The organism is Saccharothrix luteola (assembly GCF_020859565.1).
Classification (GTDB): domain Bacteria; phylum Actinomycetota; class Actinomycetes; order Mycobacteriales; family Pseudonocardiaceae; genus Actinosynnema; species Actinosynnema luteola.
The window spans coordinates 1-23010 of sequence record NZ_JAJHUO010000047.1; the positions used below are offsets into that span (position 1 = coordinate 1).

At 72.6% G+C, this 23010-nt stretch carries 19 protein-coding genes; 6 read left to right on the forward strand and 13 right to left on the reverse strand.

Annotated elements, in window-relative coordinates; all coding sequences use genetic code 11:
* Positions 1-141 precede the first annotated feature (141 nt).
* Positions 142-546 carry an SdpI family protein gene (locus tag LNK82_RS43380; RefSeq protein ID WP_230572648.1) on the reverse strand — a complete coding sequence of 135 codons (405 nt, stop codon included), beginning with the start codon at positions 544-546 and terminating at the stop codon, positions 142-144.
* 283 nt (positions 547-829) lie between these two features.
* Between LNK82_RS43380 and leuS the strand changes: the two genes are divergently transcribed.
* Positions 830-3631: a leucine--tRNA ligase gene (gene leuS / locus LNK82_RS43385; RefSeq protein WP_230572649.1), complete on the forward strand. Its 2802-nt coding sequence runs from the start codon at positions 830-832 to the stop codon at positions 3629-3631.
* 35 nt (positions 3632-3666) lie between these two features.
* Here the strand turns inward: leuS and LNK82_RS43390 are convergent, their stop codons facing one another.
* The 3 genes from LNK82_RS43390 to LNK82_RS43400 form a co-directional block, all read right to left on the reverse strand.
* Positions 3667-4320, reverse strand: coding sequence for a hypothetical protein (locus LNK82_RS43390; protein WP_230572650.1), 654 nt, complete (start codon positions 4318-4320; stop codon positions 3667-3669).
* A 148-nt stretch (positions 4321-4468) separates the two neighbouring features.
* Positions 4469-5074 carry a hypothetical protein gene (locus tag LNK82_RS43395; RefSeq protein ID WP_230572651.1) on the reverse strand — a complete coding sequence of 202 codons (606 nt, stop codon included), beginning with the start codon at positions 5072-5074 and terminating at the stop codon, positions 4469-4471.
* Between the two features lie 163 nt (positions 5075-5237).
* Positions 5238-5987: a TetR/AcrR family transcriptional regulator gene (locus LNK82_RS43400; protein WP_230572652.1), complete on the reverse strand. Its 750-nt coding sequence runs from the start codon at positions 5985-5987 to the stop codon at positions 5238-5240.
* Positions 5988-6109: 122 nt separating this feature from the next.
* On the opposite strand from LNK82_RS43400, the gene LNK82_RS43405 reads away from it, so the two are divergent.
* Positions 6110-8212, forward strand: a complete 2103-nt coding sequence (locus LNK82_RS43405) for an MMPL family transporter (protein ID WP_230572653.1) — start codon at positions 6110-6112, stop codon at positions 8210-8212.
* 12 nt (positions 8213-8224) lie between these two features.
* Here the strand turns inward: LNK82_RS43405 and LNK82_RS43410 are convergent, their stop codons facing one another.
* Both LNK82_RS43410 and LNK82_RS43415 read right to left on the reverse strand, forming a co-directional pair.
* Positions 8225-9238 (reverse strand): YncE family protein, encoded by a 1014-nt coding sequence (locus LNK82_RS43410; RefSeq protein ID WP_230572654.1) that lies wholly within the window; start codon positions 9236-9238, stop codon positions 8225-8227.
* A gap of 284 nt (positions 9239-9522) precedes the next feature.
* On the reverse strand, positions 9523-11508 hold the full coding sequence (locus LNK82_RS43415; protein ID WP_230572655.1) for a DUF2339 domain-containing protein: 1986 nt from the start codon (positions 11506-11508) through the stop codon (positions 9523-9525).
* 123 nt (positions 11509-11631) lie between these two features.
* Between LNK82_RS43415 and LNK82_RS43420 the strand changes: the two genes are divergently transcribed.
* Both LNK82_RS43420 and ptsP read left to right on the forward strand, forming a co-directional pair.
* Positions 11632-12492, forward strand: coding sequence for a ribokinase (locus LNK82_RS43420; protein WP_230572656.1), 861 nt, complete (start codon positions 11632-11634; stop codon positions 12490-12492).
* A gap of 268 nt (positions 12493-12760) precedes the next feature.
* Complete coding sequence (ptsP, locus tag LNK82_RS43425) at positions 12761-14392, forward strand: phosphoenolpyruvate--protein phosphotransferase (RefSeq protein ID WP_230572657.1); 1632 nt, start codon at positions 12761-12763, stop codon at positions 14390-14392.
* Here the strand turns inward: ptsP and LNK82_RS43430 are convergent.
* On the reverse strand, positions 14386-15258 hold the full coding sequence (locus tag LNK82_RS43430) for a LysR family transcriptional regulator (RefSeq protein WP_230572658.1): 873 nt from the start codon (positions 15256-15258) through the stop codon (positions 14386-14388). The genes ptsP and LNK82_RS43430 overlap by 7 nt on opposite strands.
* A gap of 51 nt (positions 15259-15309) precedes the next feature.
* On the opposite strand from LNK82_RS43430, the gene LNK82_RS43435 reads away from it, so the two are divergent.
* Positions 15310-15504 carry a hypothetical protein gene (locus LNK82_RS43435; protein WP_230572659.1) on the forward strand — a complete coding sequence of 65 codons (195 nt, stop codon included), beginning with the start codon at positions 15310-15312 and terminating at the stop codon, positions 15502-15504.
* 4 nt (positions 15505-15508) lie between these two features.
* Here the strand turns inward: LNK82_RS43435 and LNK82_RS43440 are convergent, their stop codons facing one another.
* From LNK82_RS43440 to macS, 6 genes are read right to left on the reverse strand one after another with little or no spacing between them, the layout of a single operon-like run.
* Positions 15509-16687 (reverse strand): glycine C-acetyltransferase, encoded by a 1179-nt coding sequence (locus LNK82_RS43440; protein ID WP_230572660.1) that lies wholly within the window; start codon positions 16685-16687, stop codon positions 15509-15511.
* Positions 16687-17721 carry an L-threonine 3-dehydrogenase gene (gene tdh, locus LNK82_RS43445; protein ID WP_230572661.1) on the reverse strand — a complete coding sequence of 345 codons (1035 nt, stop codon included), beginning with the start codon at positions 17719-17721 and terminating at the stop codon, positions 16687-16689. Before tdh ends, LNK82_RS43440 begins: the two co-directional genes overlap by 1 nt.
* A 36-nt stretch (positions 17722-17757) precedes the next feature.
* Positions 17758-19221, reverse strand: a complete 1464-nt coding sequence (locus tag LNK82_RS43450) for an SDR family oxidoreductase (protein ID WP_230572662.1) — start codon at positions 19219-19221, stop codon at positions 17758-17760.
* 42 nt (positions 19222-19263) lie between these two features.
* Positions 19264-19833 carry a DUF1707 SHOCT-like domain-containing protein gene (locus LNK82_RS43455; RefSeq protein WP_230572663.1) on the reverse strand — a complete coding sequence of 190 codons (570 nt, stop codon included), beginning with the start codon at positions 19831-19833 and terminating at the stop codon, positions 19264-19266.
* Positions 19834-19836: 3 nt separating this feature from the next.
* Positions 19837-20487 carry a response regulator gene (locus LNK82_RS43460; RefSeq protein WP_123744858.1) on the reverse strand — a complete coding sequence of 217 codons (651 nt, stop codon included), beginning with the start codon at positions 20485-20487 and terminating at the stop codon, positions 19837-19839.
* Positions 20484-21590 (reverse strand): MacS family sensor histidine kinase, encoded by a 1107-nt coding sequence (gene macS, locus LNK82_RS43465; RefSeq protein ID WP_230572699.1) that lies wholly within the window; start codon positions 21588-21590, stop codon positions 20484-20486. The genes LNK82_RS43460 and macS overlap by 4 nt, the downstream gene beginning before the upstream one ends.
* Before the next feature lie 178 nt (positions 21591-21768).
* On the opposite strand from macS, the gene LNK82_RS43470 reads away from it, so the two are divergent.
* Complete coding sequence (locus tag LNK82_RS43470; RefSeq protein WP_308257525.1) at positions 21769-23010, forward strand: GGDEF domain-containing protein; 1242 nt, start codon at positions 21769-21771, stop codon at positions 23008-23010.

Consider the following 23010-nt stretch of genomic DNA (forward strand, 5'->3'; position numbering starts at 1 on the left):
TACGGTGGAGCACGGACGGGTCTTTCTGCTCGGCGGACGAGTTGGTCGCACTTCTCATCCTGCCGCCGAAAGACCCGTCCCTCGTCTCAGGCCCTACCAGCCGTCACCAACGTCATGACCCGCAACAACTAGTGCGGTGACCTAGGCACGGGTGAGGACGCTGCAGCCGCCGCCACCGCACGCGCAGCCGCCGCAACCGGCGGGCGCCGCGGGCTCCGGCACGGCCTCGGCGGCCCGGTGGCCGAGCACGCCGCCCGCGCTCGCGACCACGACGCTGCCGACCAGCCCGACCAGGCCGATGACCAGCGCCAACGCCGGGTTCACGGCCGCCGCGAAGGCCGCCGCGAGGGCGATCGCGCCCGCGGTCGCGGTCGGCACGCCGGCGATCTTGTTGGCCAGCGCGAAGGTCTCGTCGTCGCGCAGCGTGGCCTTGGTGCGCACACCGAAGAAGCGGTTGCGCCGCAGCCGGCCACGCACGCCGAGGAAGCCGATGGTCGCGAACGCGACACCGATCAGACCCAGCACCACAGGCAGCACGATGTTCACCCTGACGAGGGTAGGCCGGTCCTCCGATCTTGGTCGGGCCGGCCCCGGGTTCACCCGGTCGTGGCCGCACGGGTGATCGGGCCGGTCGGCGAGCCGGGGAGTTCACCCGGTGCAACGGGCTTGCGCTGCGCTGATACCGTTGACGACATGAGCAAGGCCCGCCTGCTCCTTAGCTAGCCGCGCAGACCTCGTCGACCGGGTCCGCGCGGCAACCCCTCATGCCCTTCCGGGCTGGGGGGTTTCGTCATGTCAGGGGCAGGTACCGATGGAGAGGGACATCCCGATGAGCACCGACGCGGCGGACGCGACGCCCGCCTACCGCTACACCGCCGAGCTGGCGGGCGAGATCGAGCGGCGCTGGCAGCAGCACTGGGAGGAGCACGGCACCTTCCACGCGCCGAACCCGGTCGGACCGCTCAAGGGCGACGTGCCCGCGGACAAGCTGTTCGTGCAGGACATGTTCCCCTACCCGTCGGGCGCGGGCCTGCACGTGGGCCACCCGCTGGGCTTCATCGGCACCGACGTGTTCGCCCGGTACCACCGGATGAACGGCCGCAACGTGCTGCACACGATGGGCTTCGACGCGTTCGGCCTGCCCGCCGAGCAGTACGCCGTGCAGACCGGGCAGCACCCGCGCAAGACCACCGAGGACAACATCCAGACCTACCTGCGGCAGATCCGCAGGCTGGGCCTGGGCCACGACGAGCGCCGCCGGATCTCGACCATCGACCCGGACTACTACAAGTGGACCCAGTGGATCTTCCTGCAGATCTTCAACTCCTGGTACGACCCGGCGGCGGGCCGGGCGAGGCCGATCGCCGAGCTGGAGGCGCAGTTCGCGTCGGGTGAGCGGGCCACCCCGGACAAGCCGTGGGACGGGATGACGCGCCCGGAGCGCGAGACGCTGCTGGGCCGGTACCGCCTGGTGTACCTGTCCGAGGCGCCGGTGAACTGGTGCCCCGGGCTGGGCACCGTGCTGGCGAACGAGGAGGTCACCGCGGACGGCCGCAGCGAGCGCGGCAACTTCCCGGTGTTCCGGCGCTCGCTGCGCCAGTGGATGATGCGGATCACCGCCTACTCCGACCGGCTGATCGACGACCTGGACCGGCTGGACTGGCCGGACAAGATCAAGGCGATGCAGCGCAACTGGATCGGGCGCTCGCACGGCGCCCGGGTCAAGTTCGCCGTGGCCGGGCACGACGGCGTGGACGTCGAGGTGTTCACCACCCGGCCGGACACGCTGTTCGGCGCGACGTACATGGTGCTGGCGCCCGAGCACCCGCTGGTGGACGTGATCGCGTCCGCCGAGCAGGCCGAGGTGATCGCCGCCTACCGCGCCGAGGTCTCCCGCAAGTCCGAGCTGGACCGGCAGGAGAACAAGGAGAAGACCGGCGTCTTCACCGGCGCGCACGCGACCAACCCGGTCAACGGCGCGCGGATCCCGGTGTACGTGGCGGACTACGTGCTGATGGGCTACGGCACCGGCGCGATCATGGCGGTGCCCGGCCAGGACCAGCGCGACTGGGACTTCGCCAAGGCGTTCGACCTGCCGATCATCCGGACCGTGCAGCCGCCGGCGGACTTCGAGGGCGAGGCGTACACGGGCGCGGGCCCCGCCGTGAACTCCAGCCACGAGAGCAGCGTCAGCCTGGACGGCCTGGACGTCGACGAGGCGAAGAAGAAGATCATCACGTGGCTGGAGGAGCAGGGCCGCGGCGAGGGCACCGTGCAGTTCAAGCTGCGGGACTGGCTGTTCTCCCGGCAGCGGTACTGGGGCGAGCCGTTCCCGATCGTGTACGACGAGGACGGCACGCCGATCGCCGTGCCGGAGTCGATGCTGCCGATCGAGCTGCCCGACGTGGACGACTACTCGCCGCGGACGTTCGAGCCGGACGACGCGGACTCCGAGCCGTCGCCGCCGCTGTCGCGCGCCGAGGACTGGGTCACCGTCGAGCTGGACCTGGGCGACGGGCCCAAGCGGTACCGGCGCGAGACCAACACGATGCCCAACTGGGCGGGTTCGTGCTGGTACCAGCTGCGGTACGTGGACCCGACTGAGCCCGAGCGGTTCGTCAACGCGGAGAACGAGCGGTACTGGCTGGGCCCGCGCACCGACGAGCACGGCCCGTCCGACCCGGGCGGCGTGGACCTGTACATCGGCGGCGTGGAGCACGCGGTGCTGCACCTGCTGTACGCGCGGTTCTGGCAGAAGGTGCTGTTCGACCTGGGCCACGTGTCCGGTGACGAGCCGTACCGGCGGCTGTTCAACCAGGGCTACATCGAGGCGTACGCCTACCGCGACTCGCGCGGCACCCCCGTGCCCGCCGAGGAGGTGGAGGAGCGCGACGGCAAGTACTTCTTCGAGGACGAGGAGGTGCGCCGCGAGTACGGCAAGATGGGCAAGAGCCTGAAGAACGTCGTCACGCCGGACGAGATGTGCGAGAAGTACGGCGCCGACACGTTCCGGCTGTACGAGATGTCGATGGGCCCGATGGACGTCTCGCGGCCGTGGGCGACCAAGGACGTCGTCGGCGCGCAGCGGTTCCTGCAGCGGCTGTGGCGCAACCTGGTCGACGAGACCACGGGTGAGCTGCGCGTGACCGACTCCGACCCGGGCGAGGACGCGCTGCGGCTGCTGCACAAGACGATCGCGGGCGTGCACGACGACTTCGCGAACCTGCGCTACAACACGGCGGGCGCGAAGCTGATCGAGCTGAACAACCACGTCACCAAGCACTTCCCGGGCGGCGCGCCGCGCGTGCTGGCCGAGTCGCTGGCGCTGATGCTGGCGCCGCTGAGCCCGCACGTCGCCGAGGAGCTGTGGGCCAAGCTGGGCCACACCGACTCGCTGGCGCACGGCCCGTTCCCGGTGGCGGACGAGAAGTACCTGGTCGAGGACACGGTGGAGTACCCGATCCAGGTCAACGGCAAGGTGAAGGCGCGCGTGGTGGTGGCGGCGTCGGCGTCGGCGGCCGAGGTCGAGGCGGCGGCGCTGGCCGAGGAGAAGGTGGCCGAGCTGCTGAACGGCGGCACGCCGCGCAAGGTGATCGTCGTGCCGGGCCGGCTGGTCAACGTGGTGCTGTAGCGGGGTTCACCGACGGCGGGTCCACGGACGGCGGTTCACGGACGGGGCAACTGGGCGGCCACTTCGGTCATCGCGTCGAGCAGGTCCGGCTCGACGTGCCCGGTTGCCGGTTCGGACTCGGCGATGGTGATCGTGTTGCCCCTGGTCTCGGACCAGTAGTGGGCGGCGGTGAAGCGGATGTCGGCCAGGTCGAGCAGCGCGGCGCCGAGCGGTCTCACGTCGCCGGTGCCGTAGACGTCGATGAGCCGTTCGAACCGCTTGGTGCGGGCACGGTCGCCGAAGGACACCCACACCACCGACACGACGGCGACGTTGCCCGCGCCGTCGTCGACCGCGAGGACCCAGCGGTCGAGCGCGGTGCACGGCGTGTGCAGGAAGAACTCGCGGACCTGGCCGAACGAGTTCGTCAGGCACTCCAGGTCCTGCTTGACCGCCTTCTTCCGGATCCGCATGCCCAGGCGGTTCAACGCGTTGTCGGCGTCACCGTCGCGCGCGTTCTTCTTGCTGTCCGCCTTGCGGGCCTGGAGACCGGGCGTCGACCCGCTCGTCGCCGTGCTCGCGGACAGCGCTGCTTCACCCCCGATGCCTGCCGCACCGGCGAGCGCCACCACGGCCGCCGCGACCACCGCGCCGCCCTTGCCCCCTGCCGGGTCCGAGCCTCCGCCGCGGCCACCGATCCTGCGCGCCATGCTGCCTCCTGGTCACCCCCGTCGTGGGAGATCGACCATGCAAGCGCGGATCGGCCCGAGGTGTCGTGGATACCGACGGGTACCGCTCGAAAGGTGCAGCGATCTTCCGCAATAGTGCTGGTCCGCCGCGCGGAGTCGCCGATCCGACCTACGGACGGGGCAACTGGGCGGCCACTTCGGTCATCGCGTCGAGCAGGTCAGGCTCGACGTGCCCGGTTGCCGGTTCGGACTCGGCGATGGTGATCGTGGTGTCCTTGATCTCCGACCAGTAGTGCGTGGCGGTGAACCGGACGTCCGGCATGCCGACCACTCCGCCGGCGAGCGGCTTCACGTCGCCGGAGCCCGCGACGTCGACGACCCGGTCGAACTGCCGGGCCTGGTTGCGGCCCGGGAACGTCACCCACACCACCGACACCACGGCCGCGTTGCCCGCCTGGTCGCCGACGGCGAGCAGGAGGCGGTCCAGCGACGTGCACGGGTTCTGGGCGAGGAAGTCGCGCACCTGGCCGAACGAGTTCTCCACGCAGTCGAGCTCCTGCTTGACCGCCTGCTTGCTGATCCCGACGCCGAGGTGGCTCATCGCGCCTTCGGCGTCACCACCGCGCGCCGCGCGCTTGGCGTCCCACTTGCGGACGCCGATGCTCTCCACCGGGGCCGCCGCCCCGCCACCGCCGCTCGCGCCGGAGTTCAGCGCCGCGCCACCGGCCCCGCCCGCGCCCGCGAGGACGACGAGCACCGCGGCCACTAACGCCACGCCGCCGGATCCCTTGTCCGAACTCTTCCCCGCCACCATCCCCCCGCCCCGAGACGTTCTCGCCGTGCGGCCACCACATGCAACCCCGCCCGGGTGCCCCTGGTTGCGCCGCGAACGCGAAAAGCCCTCGAACGGCCCAGCAGGTATGCCCGGAAGTCGCAGCTCACGGACGCGCCAGGTGACGAAAACCCATCTCTCCCAGGATCTGGGCCAGCATCGAGTCGAACATCGGCTCGGGGTTGGACACCGCGAACGGGAAGCGGCCGAAGACCTCCAGGGCCACGTGGCCGTAGATCCGCACCCACGACTGCGTGATGTGGTAGACCGCGCCGAGCGGCAGCACGCTCTCGTCCACCGCGACGCCGCGGTCGTTCACGGTGGCCAGCAGCACCCGCTGGAACGCCGCCAGGTCGGCGTGCAGGTTCTCCGGCGCGTCGTGGCCGAGGTCGTCCGGCAGCGGGTGGCTCGCGATCAACCTGCCCGCGACCTCCAGGAACACCCGGCCGAACTGGTCGCCGACCTGGCCGCGGTCGTCCGGGGCGCAGGAGCCGAGCGCGTCCTCGGTGGAGGCGAACACCAGCGTGAACTCCTGCGGGTGCGCGAGCGCCCAGCGCCGGAAGCCCCGGCACACCGCGTAGACCTGCGCGCTGACGTCGTCGGGGTCGATGCCGTCGAGGTCGGCGTCGAGCTCGGCGGCCAGGTCCGTGCAGATGTCCTCGGCGAGCCTGCGGAGGAGGTCCTCGCGCGAGTCGTAGTACCGGTACAGCGCGGGGGCGGTGATGCCGACCTCACGTGCGATCGCACGTAGAGTGACGGCGTCCCGGCCGTGCTCCACGAGCAGGGCACGGGCCTGTCGCCGGATGTCACGCTCGGTCTCAGCGCGTAGCCGCTCACGGCGAGTGGCCTCGGTCATAAGTCACCCAATCAGGTTGTAAACGCTGTTCACCCGGGTATAACTTCGGGATGGGTGAGTGAACAGTGTTCACGAAGTTGACGCCATTCACCCAACCGTAACCCATCTGCCTGGGAGGACGCGTGTTCGCGAAGTGGGGATCGCTGGCGTACCGCCGCAGATGGGTGGTGCTGATCGCGACGGTGGCCCTCGCGGTGGTCGGCGGCATCTGGGGGCTCGGCGTGTTCGACCGGCTCAGCCAGGGCGGCTACGAAGCGCCGACGAGCGAGGCCGCGCGGGCGAACCAGGTCGCGCAGGACGCGTTCGGCCGGCAGGGCGGCGACGTCCTGGTGGTCTACAACACCACCGACCCCGCCAAGCTCCAGCAGATCGCCGGCGAGCTGGCCGACCTCCCGACCGACGCCGTGCTGAAGGTGCAGCCGCCGTTCCCGTCGCCGCAGAGCGGCAAGTCGCTCGTCGTGATCACGCTGACCTCCGGTGACTCGAACACGCAGCTCAAGCAGTACGAGCAGATCGCCGACCGGCTCCAGGTCGACGGGCTGGACGCGCAGGTGGGCGGCCTGGTGCCGACCCAGAAGGCGATCAGCGACATGTCCGCCTCCGACCTCACCAAGGCCGAGGCCGTCTCGCTGCCGATCGTGCTCATCCTGCTGGTGATCATCTTCGGCGGCCTGGTCGCCGCGTCGCTGCCGGTGCTGGTGGGCGGGCTCGCGATCATGGGCTCGCTCGGCGTGCTGCACGCCGTCTCGCTGGTCGCCGACGTGAACTCGTTCGCGGTCAACGTGGCCAGCCTGCTCGGCCTCGGCATGGCGATCGACTACGGCCTGTTCATGGTCGGCCGGTTCCGGGAGGAGCTGGCCGCGGGCCGGAGCACGCCGGACGCCGTGCGCCGGACGGTCATGTCGGCGGGCCGCACCGTGGTGTTCTCGGCGACGTTGCTGGTGATCGCGCTCGCCGGGCTCCTGCTGTTCCCGCAGGGCTTCCTGAAGTCCTTGAGCTACGGCGGCATGTCGGCGGTCGCCATCGCGGCGATCGTGTCGCTCACCCTGCTCCCCGCGCTGCTGGCCGTCCTCGGCCACCGCGTGGACAAGCTCGCCATGCCGTGGCGCAAGAAGAAGGAGCCGTCCGAGGGCGGCTGGCGCAGGCTGGCCGGTCGGGTGATGAAGCGCCCCGTGCTGTTCGCGCTGCCGATCGTGCTGGTCCTGCTCGCGCTCGGCTCGCCGTTCCTCGGCGTGAAGTTCGGCGAGGTCACCGAGAAGGTGCTGCCCGAGGGCAACCCGGCGCGCGTCGCCGCCGAGACGGTCAACCACGACTTCGCCGCGCTGTCCAACTCCGGCTTCAAGATCGTGATCACCGGTGACCCGTCGCAGGCCGAGGTGCAGGAGTTCATCGGCGAAGTCGGCGCGGTGCCCGGTGTCGGCGAGGCGCAGATCGCGGCGGAGCCCGCGAACGGCGTGTGGCTGCTCAACGCCGGGCTGGACCAGGACGCGTTGAGCGACGAGTCCAAGCAGGCGCTGCGGGACGTGCGGGCGCTCGACGGGCCCGGCGACGAGGTGCTCGTCGGCGGCAGCACGGCGATGGTGACCGACAGCCTCGACGCGATCGGCGAGAAGCTGCCGCTGATGGTCCTGCTGCTGGTGGGCGCGACGTTCGTGCTGATGTTCCTGGCGTTCGGGTCCGTGCTGCTGCCGATCAAGGCCGTGGTGATGAGCGCGCTGAGCCTGTCGGCCACGTTCGGCGTGCTGGTGTGGGTGTTCCAGGACGGGCACGGGGCGTCGCTGCTCGGCGTCACGCCCGCGCCGCTGGAGTCCGGGATCGTGGTGCTGATGGCGGCCGTGGTCTTCGGGTTGTCCACGGACTACGAGGTGTTCCTGCTGTCCCGGATGGTCGAGGCGCGCGGTCGCGGCGCGTCGACCGAGGAGGCGGTGACCGCCGGTCTGGCGAAGACCGGCCGGGTGATCACGGCGGCGGCGCTGCTGCTGATCGTGGTGACGGGCGCGTTCGCGTTCTCGCAGATCACGATGATGCGGTTCGTCGGCGTCGGCATGATCCTGGCGCTCGCGCTGGACGCCACCGTGGTGCGGATGCTGCTGGTGCCCGCCGTGATGAAGATGCTCGGCGACGCCGCGTGGTGGGCGCCGGGCCCGCTGCGGCGGATCCAGGAGCGGATGGCGATCCACGAGGACGCGCCGGTGGAGGACGAGCGGCTGCCGCAGCCCGTCTAGCCGGTCGTCGTTTCAGGAGGGGTCGACGGGTTCGAACGCGATGACGGTGGCCGTGACGCCGCGGCCGCCGTCGTCCAAGCCGCTGAGCTGGAACGTGTTCAGCACCCGGTTGTCGGCGCTGTCCAGCACGGTCGCGGTGTTGCCGCTCGACAGGAACACGCGGCGGTCGCCGGGCGCGATGGCCAGCGCCTTCGCCCTGAGCCGCAACGTCTTCGCGGCGCGGGTGGCGGTGTCGACGACGACCACGCGGCGGTTGAGCGCCACGTAGACGCGGCGACCGTCCGGGGTGACCGCGATGCTGCCCGCGCCCTTGCCGACCGGCACCGACCAGCGCAGCTCGTCGGTGCGCGCGTCGATCACGGAGACCGTGCCGGTGCCCTCGCCGACGTCGACCGAGCTGACGTAGACCGCATTGCCGTCCGGGCTGACCGCGACGTGCTGCGGCATGCCCTCGACGTCGATCGTGGTCCGGGGGCTCGCGGTCTCGGTGTCGAGCACGCTCACCGTGCCGTCCTGGGCATTGGCGACGTACAGCCGGCGGCCGTCCGGGGTGACCGCGATGCCCTGCGGCTGACCGCCCGCCCTGATCGCCGCGACCAGGCGGAACGTCACCGGGTCCACCACCGCGACCGCGCCGCTGCCGGTGACGTAGAGGCGCCGGCCGTCCGGGCGCAGCACCGCCTGCGCCAGCTGCGCGCGGGCGTCGATGCGGCCGACGACCTTGCCCGCCACCGGGTCGACCGCCGTGATCACGCCCGCCCAGCCGTTGACCACGTACACCCGCCGGCCACCCGGCCCGACCGCCGCGCCCGTGGTCCACGCGCCGGTGTTGGCGGTCGCCACGAGCCGGCCGTCGGTGGTGTCGAGCACCTGCACCCGGCCGTTGTGGGTGATCACGTACGCCTTGGGCGCGGGCGTGCCGGCGGCGGTGACGACGTGCGACCGCTCCTGGCCGGCGGCGGAGAGCGCGGCGGCGAGGAGGACGGCTGCGGTGCCCAGGGCTGCGGTGCTTCGTCGTCCCCACATGGCTGGATGGGAACACCGCCGCGCGGTCGGGTTCCACCCTCGTCCTACGGACGTGTGCCTTTTGGTGCCGGACCGGGTGATGGGTCTGGCTGCCGCCCGCGGCGGCGGGACGGGCGGCAACGGCGGCGGCGCCCTCGGCGGCGGTGCGCCCGGCGCCGGTCGCTCGGGGGGCGAAACGACCGACGCCGGACCCCTGCCGGTGCCGGAGCACCGGTGGTCCTACCCCGACGACGTAGACCTCTACACCAGGTTGACGCAGTCCGGGCCGTTTTGGATCCCGAGAGCTACGAATCAGCCGAAATTCGTCGAGTTGCCACCAGCTTGGCGTAACGCGTGCCCGCCGTCAGGAGGACGAGGCCGGCGCCGATGAACGCGAGCACGCGGGCGATGCCGTCCAACGCGGACATGTCGAACAGCAGCAACTTCGCCACCGCCGCGCCGACCAGCACCAACCCGGCCACCCGCAGGGACTTCCGGTCGATGCCGCGCACCAGCAGCACCAGCGCGGCGACCGTCCACGACACCGTCACGATCGAGTGACCGAAGAGGAATCCGGTCACGTCCTGCGACACCAGCAGCGCACCGCACAGCACGACACCGGCCGCCGCGTACAGCAGCACGAGACCCGTGACGATCCACGGGAACGGGTGCCTGCCCAGGACACCCAGGCCCGACGCGACCCACGGCAGCACGACCACGAGCACGCCGAGGACCAGCGCGGTGAGCATGCCGGACGCCAGGAACCCCGTGGTGTCCACGCGCCACGGTTCGTCCAGCAGCAGGCGCGGCGGCACGGCGTGCGCGGTGGTGAGCAGGAAACCGATGGCGCCGAACACGAGCGAGCCGAGCAGCGGGCCGCGCGACTCGAGGACCTTGGCCAGGAACGCCAGCGCCAGGGCCTCGGCCAGCACCACCGCGGCCCGCGTGCTGCCGTCCAGGGCGATCGTCGTGGCCTGGAACAACGCGAACACGCCGACCGCGCCGACCGCCGCGGTGAAGTTCTTCGGCAACGAGCGCCGACCGGCCGCCCACAACGCGAGCATCAGCACCGCGACCACGCCCGCGACCCCCGCGCCGAGGGTGCGGTCCAGGACAGCGGTGGTGAGCAGGGCCGGCAGCGGTGAGCCGACGGCGAGGGCGAGCGCGGTGACGTCGCCGGGTCGGGCGTGGATCGTGAGCACGGCGGCGGCCACGCCGATCACGGCGGCCAGCAGGGAGATGCCGGCCAGCGCGAACTCGTCCGTGCGGCCGATCACCAGGACCGAGGCGAGCAGCGGCGGCACGCCCGCGGTGACCGCGAGCCAGGGCCAGTCGCGCTTGAGGTGCACCGGGCTCGCCGCGATCTTCAGGACCAGCAGGAACGCCACGAGCAGCGGCGTGAACCCCTGCGTGAGGACGGGCGCGCACACGGCGCAGGCCGCGACCACGCCGATGGCGAGGGCGGCCGAGTCCCAGCGCAGGGCCAGCAGCAGCCCGCCGCCCGCGATGAGCAGGCCCGCGGCCAGGCCGCCGCCTTCGGGCAGGTACTCGTAGATCGAGGTGGCGGCGATGACGTCCAGGTAGAGCACGGCGATGCCGGTGGCGGCGAGGGCGAACGCGCCGGTGCGGCCGGCCGGGGTGCGGTGCAGCCACAGGCCGAGGCCGACCAGCACGCCGCCGAGCGCGGCGCCGCCGAGGACGCGGGGCAGGGGGCCGAGGTAGCCGCGTTGGACGGCCAGGACCAGGAGGAGGACGACGCCGAGCAGCGTGACCGCGCCGCCGACCCAGGCGAGTAGCTTGCTGCCCGCGCCGTCCTTGGCGAGGCGGTCGAAGAGGGTCGGGCCGGGTGGCGGCGGAGGGGTCGGCGGCCAGTACGGGGCTGGTCGGCCCCAGCCCGGGGCGCCCGGCGGCGGGCCCTGTGGTGGCGCGTAGCCGGGATGGGGCGCGGTGTAGGCCGCCGGGCCGTTCGGGTGGGCGGTCGGACGGGGTGCGGTCGGGTAGGGCGGCGGGGTCGGGGCTTGCACGGTATGGGCCGCCGCGGCAACGGGCTGGGCGAGTGCGGGCCGAGGGGCGACGGGTTGGGCGGGGACCGGCTGGGCAGGCTCGGTCTGCCGTGCGGCGGGCGCGATCGGCTCACTCGCGGGTGTTCCGGCTGTCGCTTCGGCCGCCGTGCCGGTGGCGGGCGGTGCGGTCGACGTCGCCACCGCCTGGGTGCTGCCGACCCGGTGCAGCTCCTGACCCACCGCCTCCAGGCGGCGGCCGAGGTGCCCGAGTTCGTCAGCGAGCCTCATCAGGGGGTCCAGCCCAGTACCGGTCATGTGACCAGCGTCGCCCGGATCGGGTGTATCCGGAATCCGTACCACTACTCAACCCGGTACCGAACCGGTCACGCCGGGACCTGGCACAGTGCCACCGTGACTGTTCTCGTGCTCGGTTCGGCCAACGCGGACCTCGTCGTCTCGGTGCCACGCCGACCCGCCGGCGGTGAGACGGTGCTCGGCGGTGACACCGTCGTCCTGCCCGGCGGCAAGGGCGCGAACACCGCCGTGGCCGCCGCTCGGCTGGGCGCGTCGGTGGCGCTCGTCGGCGCGGTGGGCGCGGACCAGTACGGGGAGCTGCTGTTGGCCTCCCTGTCGTCGTCGGGTGTGCGGACCGATTTCGTGCGCACGTCGTCCCGGCCGACGGGGTTGGCTTACATCACCGTGACGCCGGACGGTGAGAACTCGATCGTCGTCGCCCCGGGCGCGAACTCCGACCTGGGTGTGTCCGATGTGGACGCGCTGACCTGGGACGACGTGCCGGTGCTGGTGTGCTCGCTCGAGGTGCCCGTGCCGACGGTGTCGCACGCGGTGCGGGTGGCGGCGTCCCGCGGCGTCCGGCCGGTGCTGAACCTGTCCCCGGTGGTCGAGGTGCCCGCGGAGACGATGGCCCTGCTGGACCCGCTGATCGTGAACGAGCACGAGGCGGCGTCGCTGGCGGCGTCGTTCGACGGTCTGCTGGCGCTGGGCCCGAAGTCCGCCGTGGTCACGTTGGGCGCACGCGGCGCGGCCGTCGTCACGCCGTCCGGTGTGGTCGAGGTGGGTGCTCCCGAAGTGTCCGTTGTGGACACCACCGGCGCCGGTGACGCCTTCGCCGGCGCGCTGGCGGTCGCCCTGTCGTCCGGCTCGCCACTGCCGGCCGCCGCCGCCTTCGCCGCCCGCGTGGCCGCCGTGTCCGTGACATCGGCGGGCGCCCAACCGTCCTACCCGACCCTGGCGCAGGTGCCGCCCGGCTGAACCCGCACCGCCGACCACCCGGAATTGTCGGACCTCGCCGGCAGAATAAAAGCAAGGGATCCCCTTGGCGGGGACCCCTGCACAGCCTTTCCGGGCCGCCGGGTGGGAGCAGGGGCGTGTGCCGAGGCGACTCGGCACTGCTGCGTCCACGCGTCGGTGGGCCGCCACGGCCACGGGCTGCCGATGTCGCCGGCCGGGTAGCGGGTTCGAGGCCGGTGGCGTTGGCTTGTCCTTCACGTCCCGTCGACCTGAGGGTATGGTCTAGACCATGTCGAGTGCGCGGCTGAGTGGTGTCGGGGTGAGTTCCGGGCGGGCTTCGGGGCCCGTGGTCCGGGTCGCCGAGCCCCTGGGTGAACCGCCGGCCGGGCCCGCGCCGGCGGATCCGGCGGCCGAGGCGGCGCGGATCAGGCCCGCGGCGGACGTCGTCGTGGCCCGCTTGCGGGAACGGGCCGCCGCGGCGAGCGGTGACGCGAGGGACGTGTTGGAGACGACCGCGGCGATGGCGGCCGACCCCGCGTTGTTGTCCCAGGCCGAGAAGCTGGTGACGTCGGACTCCCTGCCCGCGGCGCGGGCCGTGCACCAGGCCGCCGGCGGCTTCATCACCGCGCTCGAAGCGGCGGGCGGGTACATGGCCGAACGGGCCCGCGACGTCCGCGACGTCCGCGACCGGCTGGTCGCCGAACTGCTCGGCGTGGCCGCGCCCGGTGTGCCGCCGCTCGCCTCGCCGTCCGTGCTCGTGGCCCGCGACCTGGCGCCCGCCGACACCGCCGGGCTGGACCCGGCCAAGGTGTTGGCGCTGGTCACCGAGGAGGGCGGACCCACCTCGCACACCGCGATCCTGGCCCGGTCGCTCGGCATCCCGGCCGTGGTGGCGTGCCGCGGCGTCCTCGACCTCGACGTGCCCGCCCTGCTCGTGGACGGCGACACCGGCGTGGTGCAGGCGTCGGACGGCACGGTCCGCGCGGCGCACGTCGCGGGCCGGGCGGAGTGGAACGGCGTCGGCGCGCTGCGCGACGGGTACCGGGTGAAGGTGCTCGGCAACGTCGGCTCGCCCGCCGACGCGGTCGCGGCGGCGGCGGGCGGCGCGGAGGGCGTCGGCCTGTTCCGGACCGAGTTCTGCTTCCTGTCCGCCGCGACCGAGCCGTCCGTCGCCGAGCAGCGCGAGGCGTACGCGGCGGTGCTCGCGCCGTTCGCGGGCAAGCCCGTGGTGGTCCGCACGCTGGACGCGGGCGCGGACAAGCCCTTGCCGTTCCTGGCACCCGAGCCGGAGCCGAACCCGGCGCTGGGCGTGCGCGGCCTCCGCGTCGCCTTCGACCGCCCCGACGTGCTGGAACGCCAACTCGAAGCGATCGCGCTCGCCGCCGCGGACACCGACGCCGACGTGTCGGTGATGGCGCCGATGGTCGCCACCGCCGCCGAGGCCGCGTGGTTCGCGGAACGGGCGCGTGCGGCCGGCATCCGGCGCGCGGGCGTGATGATCGAGGTGCCGGCGGCGGCCCTGAGCGCCCACGAGGTGCTGGCCGCGGTCGACTTCGTCTCCATCGGCACCAACGACCTGGCCCAGTACGTGTTCGCGGCGGACCGGCAGGTCGGCGCGGTGGCCGCGCTCAACGACCCGTGGCAGCCGGCGCTGCTGCGGCTGATCAAGCTGGTCGGCGACGCGGGCACGGCCGCGGGCAAGCCGGTGGGCGTCTGCGGTGAGGCCGCCGCCGACCCGCTGCTGGCGTGCGTGCTGACGGGGTTGGGCGTCACGAGCCTGTCGATGAACCACACGGCGCTCGCGGGTGTCGGCGCGAAGCTCGCCTCGACCAGCTTCGACCTGTGCCAGCTGGCGGCCCGCGGCGCGGTGGCGGCGGCGGACCCGGCCTCGGCGAAGCTGGCGGCCCGCGCCCCTCACTGACCGACGGCGTCCAGCAGCGCGTCCCGGACCAGCTCGATCAACGGGTGGCCCTCGCTGCCCGCGCGCACCGCCGCGACCACCCGCCGCAACGGCGCCGTGCCGCGCACGGGCACACCGCGCACGGCGTTGCGGGGCACCAGGGCCACCCCCGCGCCCGCCCGCACCAACGCGCCGATGGCCCGGAAGTCGTCGGACGTGTGCGTGATCCGGGGCGCGAAACCGGCGTGCTCGCACGCCAGCTGCACGACGTCGCGCACCGGGTTGCCGGGCAGCGTCACGACCCAGTCGTCGTCCGCGAGGTCGGCCAGGTCCACCTCCGCCCGACCGGCCAACGGGTGCGCGGGCGGCAGCACCACGTCGAACGGCTCGGTGTAGAGCGGGAACCGGGTCAGCCGCCGGTCGTCGGTGCGCAGCCGGTACTCCTCGGTGATCGCCAGGTCGATCTCGCCGTCGAGCAGCAACGGCACGCTGGCGTGCCCCTCGACGTCGCGCACCCGCAGCGTCACGTCCGGCGCGGACACCCGCAGCGCGGCCAGCGCGGGCGCGACGACCTGCGTGATCGCCGACGCGAAGCTGCCGACCTCGACCCGACCGGTCGCGCCGGAGGTGAACGCGGCCAGCGTCGCCTGCGCCCGCTCCAGCTCCGCGGCCACCGCGTTGGCGTGCCGGACCAGCAGCTCGCCGGCGGCGGTCAACGACACCCGCCGCCCTCGCCGCCGCAGCAGCTCGTGCCCCACCTCGGACTCCAGGGCGGCCAGCTGCTGCGACACCGCGGACGGCGTGAGGTGCAGGGCCTGCGCCGCCGCCGTCACGGTGCCGTGGTCGGCGAGCGCGCGCAGCACCCGCAGCCGTCGGGGGTCGATCACGGGCCCGTCGTCACGACGTGCACGCCCGGCCCGCGTGCGGTAACAAGAGCCATGCGTTCGCTCCGCGCCACCGAATCGGTCATCGCCGGTCTCGGCCTGCTCGTGCTGGTCGTCTTCGGCTTCGTCGTGCCCAGCGCCCGAGCGGGCGAGTTGGAGATGAACGGCGTCGTGGTGACCCTCTCGATCCTGGTGTCCGCGATCCTGCTCGTGTTCGCCGGCATCTGGGGCCCCGGCGGCAAGAGGTGAGGTCTCACATCCGGTCGCGGGCCGCGATGAACGCGTCCACGGCGCGGTTCACGTCGTCGGTCGAGTGCGCCGCCGACATCTGGGTCCGGATCCGCGCCTTGCCGTGCGGCACGACGGGGTAGGAGAAGCCGATCACGTAGATGCCCTGCTCCAGCAGCAGGTCGGCCATCCGGGACGCCTCCGCCGCGTCGCCGATCATCACCGGGATGATCGGGTGCTCGCCGGGCAGCAGGTCGAAGCCCGCCTCGGTCATCCGCGAGCGGAACAGCGCGGTGTTCTCGCGCAGCCTGGTCAGCAGCTCGCCTGACGAGGTGAGCAGGTCGAGCGCGGCGATGGCGGCGGCGGTGATCGACGGCGCCAGCGAGTTGGAGAACAGGTACGGCCGCGACCGCTGCCGCAGCATCTCCACGATCTCCGCCCGCCCGGACGTGTAGCCGCCGGACGCGCCGCCCAGCGCCTTGCCGAGCGTGCCGGTGACGATGTCCACCCGGTCCCGCACGCCGAACAGCTCGGGCGTGCCGCGACCGTTCGGGCCGGTGAAGCCGACCGCGTGCGAGTCGTCGACCATCACCAGCGCGTCGTACCGCTCGGCCAGGTCGCAGATGTCGTCCAGCGGCGCGAGGTAGCCGTCCATGGAGAACACGCCGTCGGTCGCGATCAGCCGGTAGCGGGCGTCGGCGGAGTCCTTGAGCTGCCGCTCCAGGTCGTCCATGTCGCGGTTCTTGTAGCGGTACCTGCGGGCCTTCGACAGGCGCACGCCGTCGATGATCGACGCGTGGTTCAGCTCGTCGGAGATGATCGCGTCGTCCGCGCCGAGCAGGGTCTCGAACAGGCCGCCGTTGGCGTCGAAGCACGAGCTGTAGAGGATCGTGTCCTCGGTGCCCAGGAACTGTGAGAGCCGCAGCTCCAGCTCCTTGTGCGGTTCCTGCGTGCCGCAGATGAACCGCACCGACGCCATGCCGAAGCCCCACCGGTCCAACGCCTCGTGCGCGGCCTCGACCAGCCGCGGGTGGTCGGCCAGGCCCAGGTAGTTGTTGGCGCAGAAGTTCAGCACCTCGGCGCCGGAGCCGACGCGCACGGCGGCGTTCTGCGGTGTGCCGATCACCCGTTCCGCCTTGTAGAGCCCGGCCGCGCGGATCTCGTCCAAGCCGGTCCGCAGGTCCTCGCGCATCGCGCCGTACATCAGTGAGCTCCCGTCCAGTCGAGGATGACCTTGCCGCACTTGCCCTCGCGCGCCGTCGCGAACGCCTCGCCGAAGTCCGCGTGGTCGAACCGGTGCGTGATCACCGGCGTCAGGTCGAGGCCGCGTTGCAGCAGCACGGACATCGAGTACCAGGTCTCGAACATCTCCCGGCCGTAGATGCCCTTGATCTGCAGCATCTTCAGCACGACGCTGCTCCAGTCGACCGCGAACCCCTCGGCGGGCAGGCCGAGGATCGCGACCCGGCCGCCGTGCGCCATGTTGCCGATCATCTCCTGCAACGCGACGGGCTTGCCGGACATCTCCATGCCGACGTCGAAGCCCTCGGACATGCCCAGCTCGGCCTGCGCGTCGGCGATCGTGCGCTCGGTGACGTCCAGGGCGAGGTCGACGCCGACCTTGCGGGCCAGGTCCAGCCGGTGCGCGCTCACGTCGGTGATGACCACGTTGCGCGCGCCCGCGTGCTTGGCCACGGCCGCCGCCATGATCCCGATCGGGCCGGCGCCGGTGATCAGCACGTCCTCGCCGATGACCGGGAACGACAGCGCGGTGTGCACGGCGTTGCCGAAGGGGTCGAAGATCGCCGCCACGTCCAGGTCGACGGGCGCGCGGTGCACCCAGGCGTTCTGCTCGGGCAGCACCACGTACTGCGCGAACGCGCCGTCGCTGTGCACGCCGAGGCCGCGGGTGTTGGCGCACAGGTGCCGGCGGCCGGCCTTGCAGTTGCGGCACGTGCCGCAGACCAGGTGGCCCTCGCCGCTGACCAGGTCGCCGACCTCGACCCCGGTCACCGCCGCGCCGGTCTCCACCACCTCGCCGACGAACTCGTGCCCGAGCACGAGCGGCGCGCTGATGTTGTGCGCGGCCCACTCGTCCCACGAGTCGATGTGCAGGTCCGTGCCGCAGATGCCGGTGCGCAGGACCCGGACCACCACGTCACCGGGGCCGGGGGTGGGGTCCGGGACGTCGGTCAACGACAACCCCGGCCCGGCGGTCGCCTTGACCAGTGCCTTCATGCGGGCGAGTGTGCTCCCACCCCCTTGTGCAGTCCATCAGGACTTTCTGAATTCACTCGTAAGTTCAGCTTCATTGGCGATGTTGCGCACCATGCCGCCGAACACCAGCCCGTGGAACGGCCACACCAGCCACCAGTACACGTGCCCGGCCAGCCCGCGCGGCACGAACACCGCCCGTTGCCGGTACGTCGACCCGCCGCCGTCCGCCTCCGAGACCCGCAGCTCCAACCAGGCCAGGCCCGGCACCCGCATCTCCGCGCGCAGCCGCAGCAGCCGGCCGCGGTCGAGCTCCTCCACCCGCCAGAAGTCCAGCGCCTCGCCGACGTGCAGCCGCCGGGGATCACGCCGCCCGCGCCGCAGCCCGACACCTCCGACCAGCCGGTCCAGCCACCCGCGCACCGCCCAGGCCAGGGGGCACGAGTACCAGCCGTGCTCGCCGCCGATGCCCTCCACGACCTGCCACAGCCGTTCCGGCGAGGCGGCGGTCCACCGTTCCCGCACGTCGACGTACGACGAGCCGCCGGACCAGTCTGGGTCGGACGGCAGCGGTTCGGCGGGCGCGCCCGGCACCGACGCGCCCGACCAGCGGGTCTCCACGTCCGCGTCGCGGACCTTCGCCAGGGCGAGCGCCACCGCCCGGTCGTAGCCGGTGTTCTCGCCGGGCAGGCACGCCTCGACGTCGTGCTCCCGGCACACCACCTCGTGCACCAGCGACTCGATCAGCGGCGAGGCGATCGACCGCGGCACGGGCGTGACCAGGTCGACCCAGTGCGCGGACAGGCGTGGCGTCAGCACCGGAACGGGCAGCACGCGCCGCCGGCGCAGCCCGGCCACCTCCGCGTACCGGAGCATCATCTCCAGGTAGGTCAGCACGTCCGGGCCGCCGATGTCGAACGTCCGGTTCACCTCGGCCGGCAGCCCCACCGCGTCGACCAGGTACCGCAGCACGTCCCGCACCGCGATCGGCTGGACCCGGTTGCGCACCCAGCGCGGCGTCACCATGACCGGCAGCCGTTCGGCGAGGTAGCGCAGCATCTCGAAGCTCGCCGAGCCGGACCCGATGACCACCGCCGCCTGGAGCACCACCGCGGGCACCGGGCCGCGCAGGAACACGTCCCCGACCTCCTTGCGCGAGGCCAGGTGGGGTGACAGCACCGCACCCGGTGGGTGCAGTCCGCCCAGGTAGACGATCCGCCGCACGCCCGCGTCCGCCGCGGCGCGCGCGGTGTTCTCCGCGGCGCGCCGGTCCGCGTCGACGAAGTCCGGATCGCTCAACGAGTGCACGAGGTAGTGCACGACGTCGACATCGCGCATCGCCGCGTCGAGGGAGGCCGGGTCGAGCACGTCGCCGCGCACGACCTCGACCTGCCCGGCCCACGGCACGTCCCGCAGCTTGCGCGGGTCGCGGACCAGGCACCTGACCCGGTGGCCCGCCGCGACCAACCGGGGCACGAGCCGTCCGCCGAGGTAGCCGGTCGCGCCGGTGACGAGGCAGTGCACACCACGATCCTCACCGTGCGACGGCGGGACCGCACGACGGGATCAGGCGTGCCGGAACCAGCGGGACTTCTTCTTGATCTCCACGTTGCCCGCGCGCACGAGGCCGTGCACGACGAAGTGCGGTCGGCCGTTCACGCCCGTGCCCACCTTGTCCTTCAGGTTGCTCGCGGCCAGCTCGACGCCGTCGGCGTTGACCGTCGCGCCCTCCGGCAGCACCAGCTTCACCGAACCGGCGGTCACGTCCAGCTCGATGTCCACCACCGCGTGCGGGATGGACGCCTCGCGGAAGTCCAGGTCCGTCGTCCCCATCCGGCTGCGCACGACGAGCTGCCGCGGCACCGTCCAGTTGCCCTTGCGGTTGACCGTCGACATGGTGGCCTTCAGCTCCTGCCGGTCGGCCGGCATGGCGAGCACCTGCTCGTTGTGCACCATGCCGGGCAGGTCCAGCAGCACGGCGTTCAGCTCGCCGCGGGTCCGCGCGGCCAACGCCGTGTCGGTGCGCTCGGTGAACTCGTCCAACGTGATCAGGCCGCGGCCGATCGCCTTCTGCAACAGGCCGACGACGTGCTCCCGCTCGGCGTCGGACACCCGGAAGTCCTTGGGGTCGGTCATGGGTCAGCCCTCCGGCTCGACGTCGAGCCCGTGCTCGATCGCGTACCGCGCCAGCTCGACGCGGTTGTGCAGTTGCAGCTTGCGCAGGGTGGACTGCACGTGGTTCTCCACCGTGCGGTGCGAGATGACCAGCCGGTTCGCGATCTGCCGCGCCGTCAGCCCCTTGGCCACCAGCCGCAGCACCTCGGTTTCGCGCTCGGTGAGCTGCGGCTTGTCGTCGTCCGGCGTGGCGGCCATCCGCCGGTACTCGCCGAGCACCAGCCCCGCGAGCCCCGCGGTGAACACCGCGTCACCGGCCGCGGTCCGGTTCACCGCCTCCACCAGCTCCTCGGCCGACGCCGACTTCACCAGGTAACCGGACGCGCCCGCCTTCACCGCCTCCAGCACGTCGCTGTGCTCGCCGCTCGCGGACAGCACCAGCACCCGGGTGCCCTCCAGCGACCCGGTGATCAACGTGGTCGCCTCCACCCCCGTCGTCTCACCGAGGTTGAGGTCCATCAGCACCACGTCGGGCCGCACCGCGCGGGCGATCCGCACCGCCGACGCGGCGTCGCCCGCGGTCGCGACCACCTCGAAACCGCGTTCGGCCAGGTCGCGCGCCACGCCGTCGCGCCACAGCGGGTGGTCGTCCACCACCATCACGGAAACGCTCATCTGTAGACCCGCACCTCCCACTCGGCGCCCTCCCCCGGCCCCGTCTGCAGCTCAAGGGTGCCACGCAGCGCCTCCACCCGGCCCCGGATGGACTGGGCGACGCCCATCCGCCCCTCCGCCTCGGCGGAGGCCAGCCGCCCCTCGGGGATGCCGGGGCCGTCGTCGCGGACGCTGATCACGACCTCGTCGCCGAGGTCCTCCAGCAGCACCCACGCCCGCGCGTCCGGGCCGGCGTGCTTGTCCACGTTGGACAGCGCCTCGCGCACCACGGCGGTCAGCTCGAACGCCGTCGCGGCCGGCACCATCACCTGCGTGGCCGGTGTGGACACCTGGAACCGGGACGTGGCCAGCAGCTGCAACGCCGGCCGCAGGTCCGCGTCGCCGTCCACGGTGGACTCGGTCGGCGCGGCGGCCACCAGGGACCGCAGCGCGACTTCCTGCTCACCGGCCAGCTCCGCCAGTTCCGCCGCCTCGCCGCCGAGCTCCGTGCCGCGCTTGCGCACGCGCGCCAGCACTTGCAACACACCGTCGTGAATGGACCGCGCCAGCCGCTCGCGCTCCGCCGTGGCGGCCTCGGTCCGCAACGCCTGCGCCAGCCGCACCGCCGAGCGGCGCGCCGTGGACGACGCCATGCCGACCACGAAACCGGCGCCCGCCAACAGGACCACGTCCCGCACCAGGTCCACGGTGAGCCCGCCCCGGTTGAGGTAGGTGCTCAGCCCGACCACGAAGCCGGACACCGCGCCCGCGACCTGCCCGCCGAGCGCGCCCGCCGCCACCGGCGGTCCGGCCGCCCAGATCGTGGTGATCAGCGGGACGTCGAACAGGAACTGAGCATCCGTCATGATCAGTGGCGACAGTGACATCAGGCCGCACGTGATCGCGACGTCCGCCACCACGATCCACGGCCGGCGCCCGTCCTCCCGGCTGTACGCCTGGATGGTGAACACCGACCAGAGGGCCATCGCCGCGATCGTCGCCCACGCCAGCCACTGCCGCTCGTAGTAGTTGTGCTGGACGATCGCGTTGCCCAAAGCGAACAGGAACGTCACTACGCGTAGCGCTACCGTTCCCCGCCAGAGGTGCGCGACCGGGTCCTCCATGGCCGCTGTCCCCTGGTCGGATGGCTTTGTGTGCACGGTGTGCTCCCTTCACGCCCAATCTTGCCGTGTCGGAGTGGCGCAGCTAACCCCCAGGTGGCCGTCTGTTCCGATACCGACACCTGTGGAAGGCTGACGGGAGTCACCGAGCGTGATCTCACGGGGCTCGTCGCCTCCGGGGGTGAAGATCACGTCCGTGGACGGCTGCGGCGAGGGAGGGCCGAGCGTGCGCCACTGGCCATTGTGGACGCTGAAGCGCCCCGCGCTGGCCTACTGGCTGCTCGTGGACCTGCTCGCGCTGGCCGTCGTGGTCTGCGCGATCGTCACGTCGCCGCAGCCCACGCCCGGTGAGATCGGCCGGTTCGCGGCCATCGCGGGCACCGCCGGCGCGGTGATCATCGGCAGCTCGATCCACAGCCACCGGGTGGGCGAGGCCGCGCGCAACCCGTGGGCCGCCCACCTGTGCTACCTCACCGCGGGCCTGGTCGCCCTGCCGTGCAACCTGCTCGTCCTGCTGCTCTTCGGCCCCGCCCTGCACGGCGTGCTGACCCAGCGCCCCGAGTCGCACCGCTGGGTGTTCACCCTGTCCGCGACCACGCTGGCCGTGTTCACCACCCGCTACGTCATCGGCTGGGCCGAGCCGCGCACGGACCTCGTCGTCATGGTGCTCGGCGCGACTGTGCTGCTGGTGCTCCGCGCCGGCGTGATCGCGATCGGCCTGAAGCTGCGCAGCCCGCGCGCCCGCGGCGAGGAGGTCATCGGCGAGCCGATCGACGTGGTGCTCGGCATCGTCGCGGTGAGCATCGGCGGCCTGATGGGCTTCGTCGCCCTCACCACCCCGGTGCACGCGCTGATGGCCGGACCGCCGCTGGCCCTGCTGGAACGGGCGGCGCAGCTGCCGCAGTGGCGGCGTTCCGCCCAGCGCGACGCGAAGACCGGCCTGGCCAACGCCGTGCACTGGGACGGCCGGGCCAGGTATGAGCTGTCCAAGGCGCGGGTGCGCGAGCGGCCGATGGCCGTGATGCTGCTCGACCTCGACCACTTCAAGCGCGTCAACGACGAGGTCGGCCACCTGGCGGGCGACTCGGCGCTCAGCGCGGTCGCCCTGCTGCTGACCGGCACGGTCCGGCGCGGCGACCTGGTCGGCCGCTTCGGCGGCGAGGAGTTCGTCGTGCTCCTGCCGGACGCGGAGCCCGCCGTCGCCCGGTCCGTCGCCCAACGCGTGCGGCACGCCGTCGCCGGCCTGGCCGTGCCCACCGTCGGCACGGACGGCCGGGAGCACCTGCTCACCGGCCTCACCGTGAGCATCGGCGTGGCGACCACCCAGCGGTTCGGCTACGAGCTGCCGGACCTGCTGGTGGCCGCCGACGCCGCGCTGCTCGCGGCCAAGGGCTACGGCCGCAACCTGGTCGAGATGGCCTGA

Bases quoted from the DNA above. Each gene is read 5' to 3' on its own strand.
- leuS (WP_230572649.1), top strand. From the start codon at position 830: ATGAGCACCGACGCGGCGGACGCGACGCCCGCCTACCGCTACACCGCC.
- macS (WP_230572699.1), bottom strand. From the start codon at position 21,590: ATGGAGGACCCGGTCGCGCACCTCTGGCGGGGAACGGTAGCGCTACGC.
- LNK82_RS43455 (WP_230572663.1), bottom strand. From the start codon at position 19,833: ATGACCGACCCCAAGGACTTCCGGGTGTCCGACGCCGAGCGGGAGCAC.
- LNK82_RS43440 (WP_230572660.1), bottom strand. From the start codon at position 16,687: ATGTACGGCGCGATGCGCGAGGACCTGCGGACCGGCTTGGACGAGATC.
- tdh (WP_230572661.1), bottom strand. From the start codon at position 17,721: ATGAAGGCACTGGTCAAGGCGACCGCCGGGCCGGGGTTGTCGTTGACC.
- LNK82_RS43460 (WP_123744858.1), bottom strand. From the start codon at position 20,487: ATGAGCGTTTCCGTGATGGTGGTGGACGACCACCCGCTGTGGCGCGAC.
- LNK82_RS43390 (WP_230572650.1), bottom strand. From the start codon at position 4,320: ATGGCGCGCAGGATCGGTGGCCGCGGCGGAGGCTCGGACCCGGCAGGG.
- ptsP (WP_230572657.1), top strand. From the start codon at position 12,761: ATGTCGAGTGCGCGGCTGAGTGGTGTCGGGGTGAGTTCCGGGCGGGCT.
- LNK82_RS43410 (WP_230572654.1), bottom strand. From the start codon at position 9,238: ATGTGGGGACGACGAAGCACCGCAGCCCTGGGCACCGCAGCCGTCCTC.
- LNK82_RS43400 (WP_230572652.1), bottom strand. From the start codon at position 5,987: ATGACCGAGGCCACTCGCCGTGAGCGGCTACGCGCTGAGACCGAGCGT.
- LNK82_RS43435 (WP_230572659.1), top strand. From the start codon at position 15,310: ATGCGTTCGCTCCGCGCCACCGAATCGGTCATCGCCGGTCTCGGCCTG.
- LNK82_RS43415 (WP_230572655.1), bottom strand. From the start codon at position 11,508: ATGAGGCTCGCTGACGAACTCGGGCACCTCGGCCGCCGCCTGGAGGCG.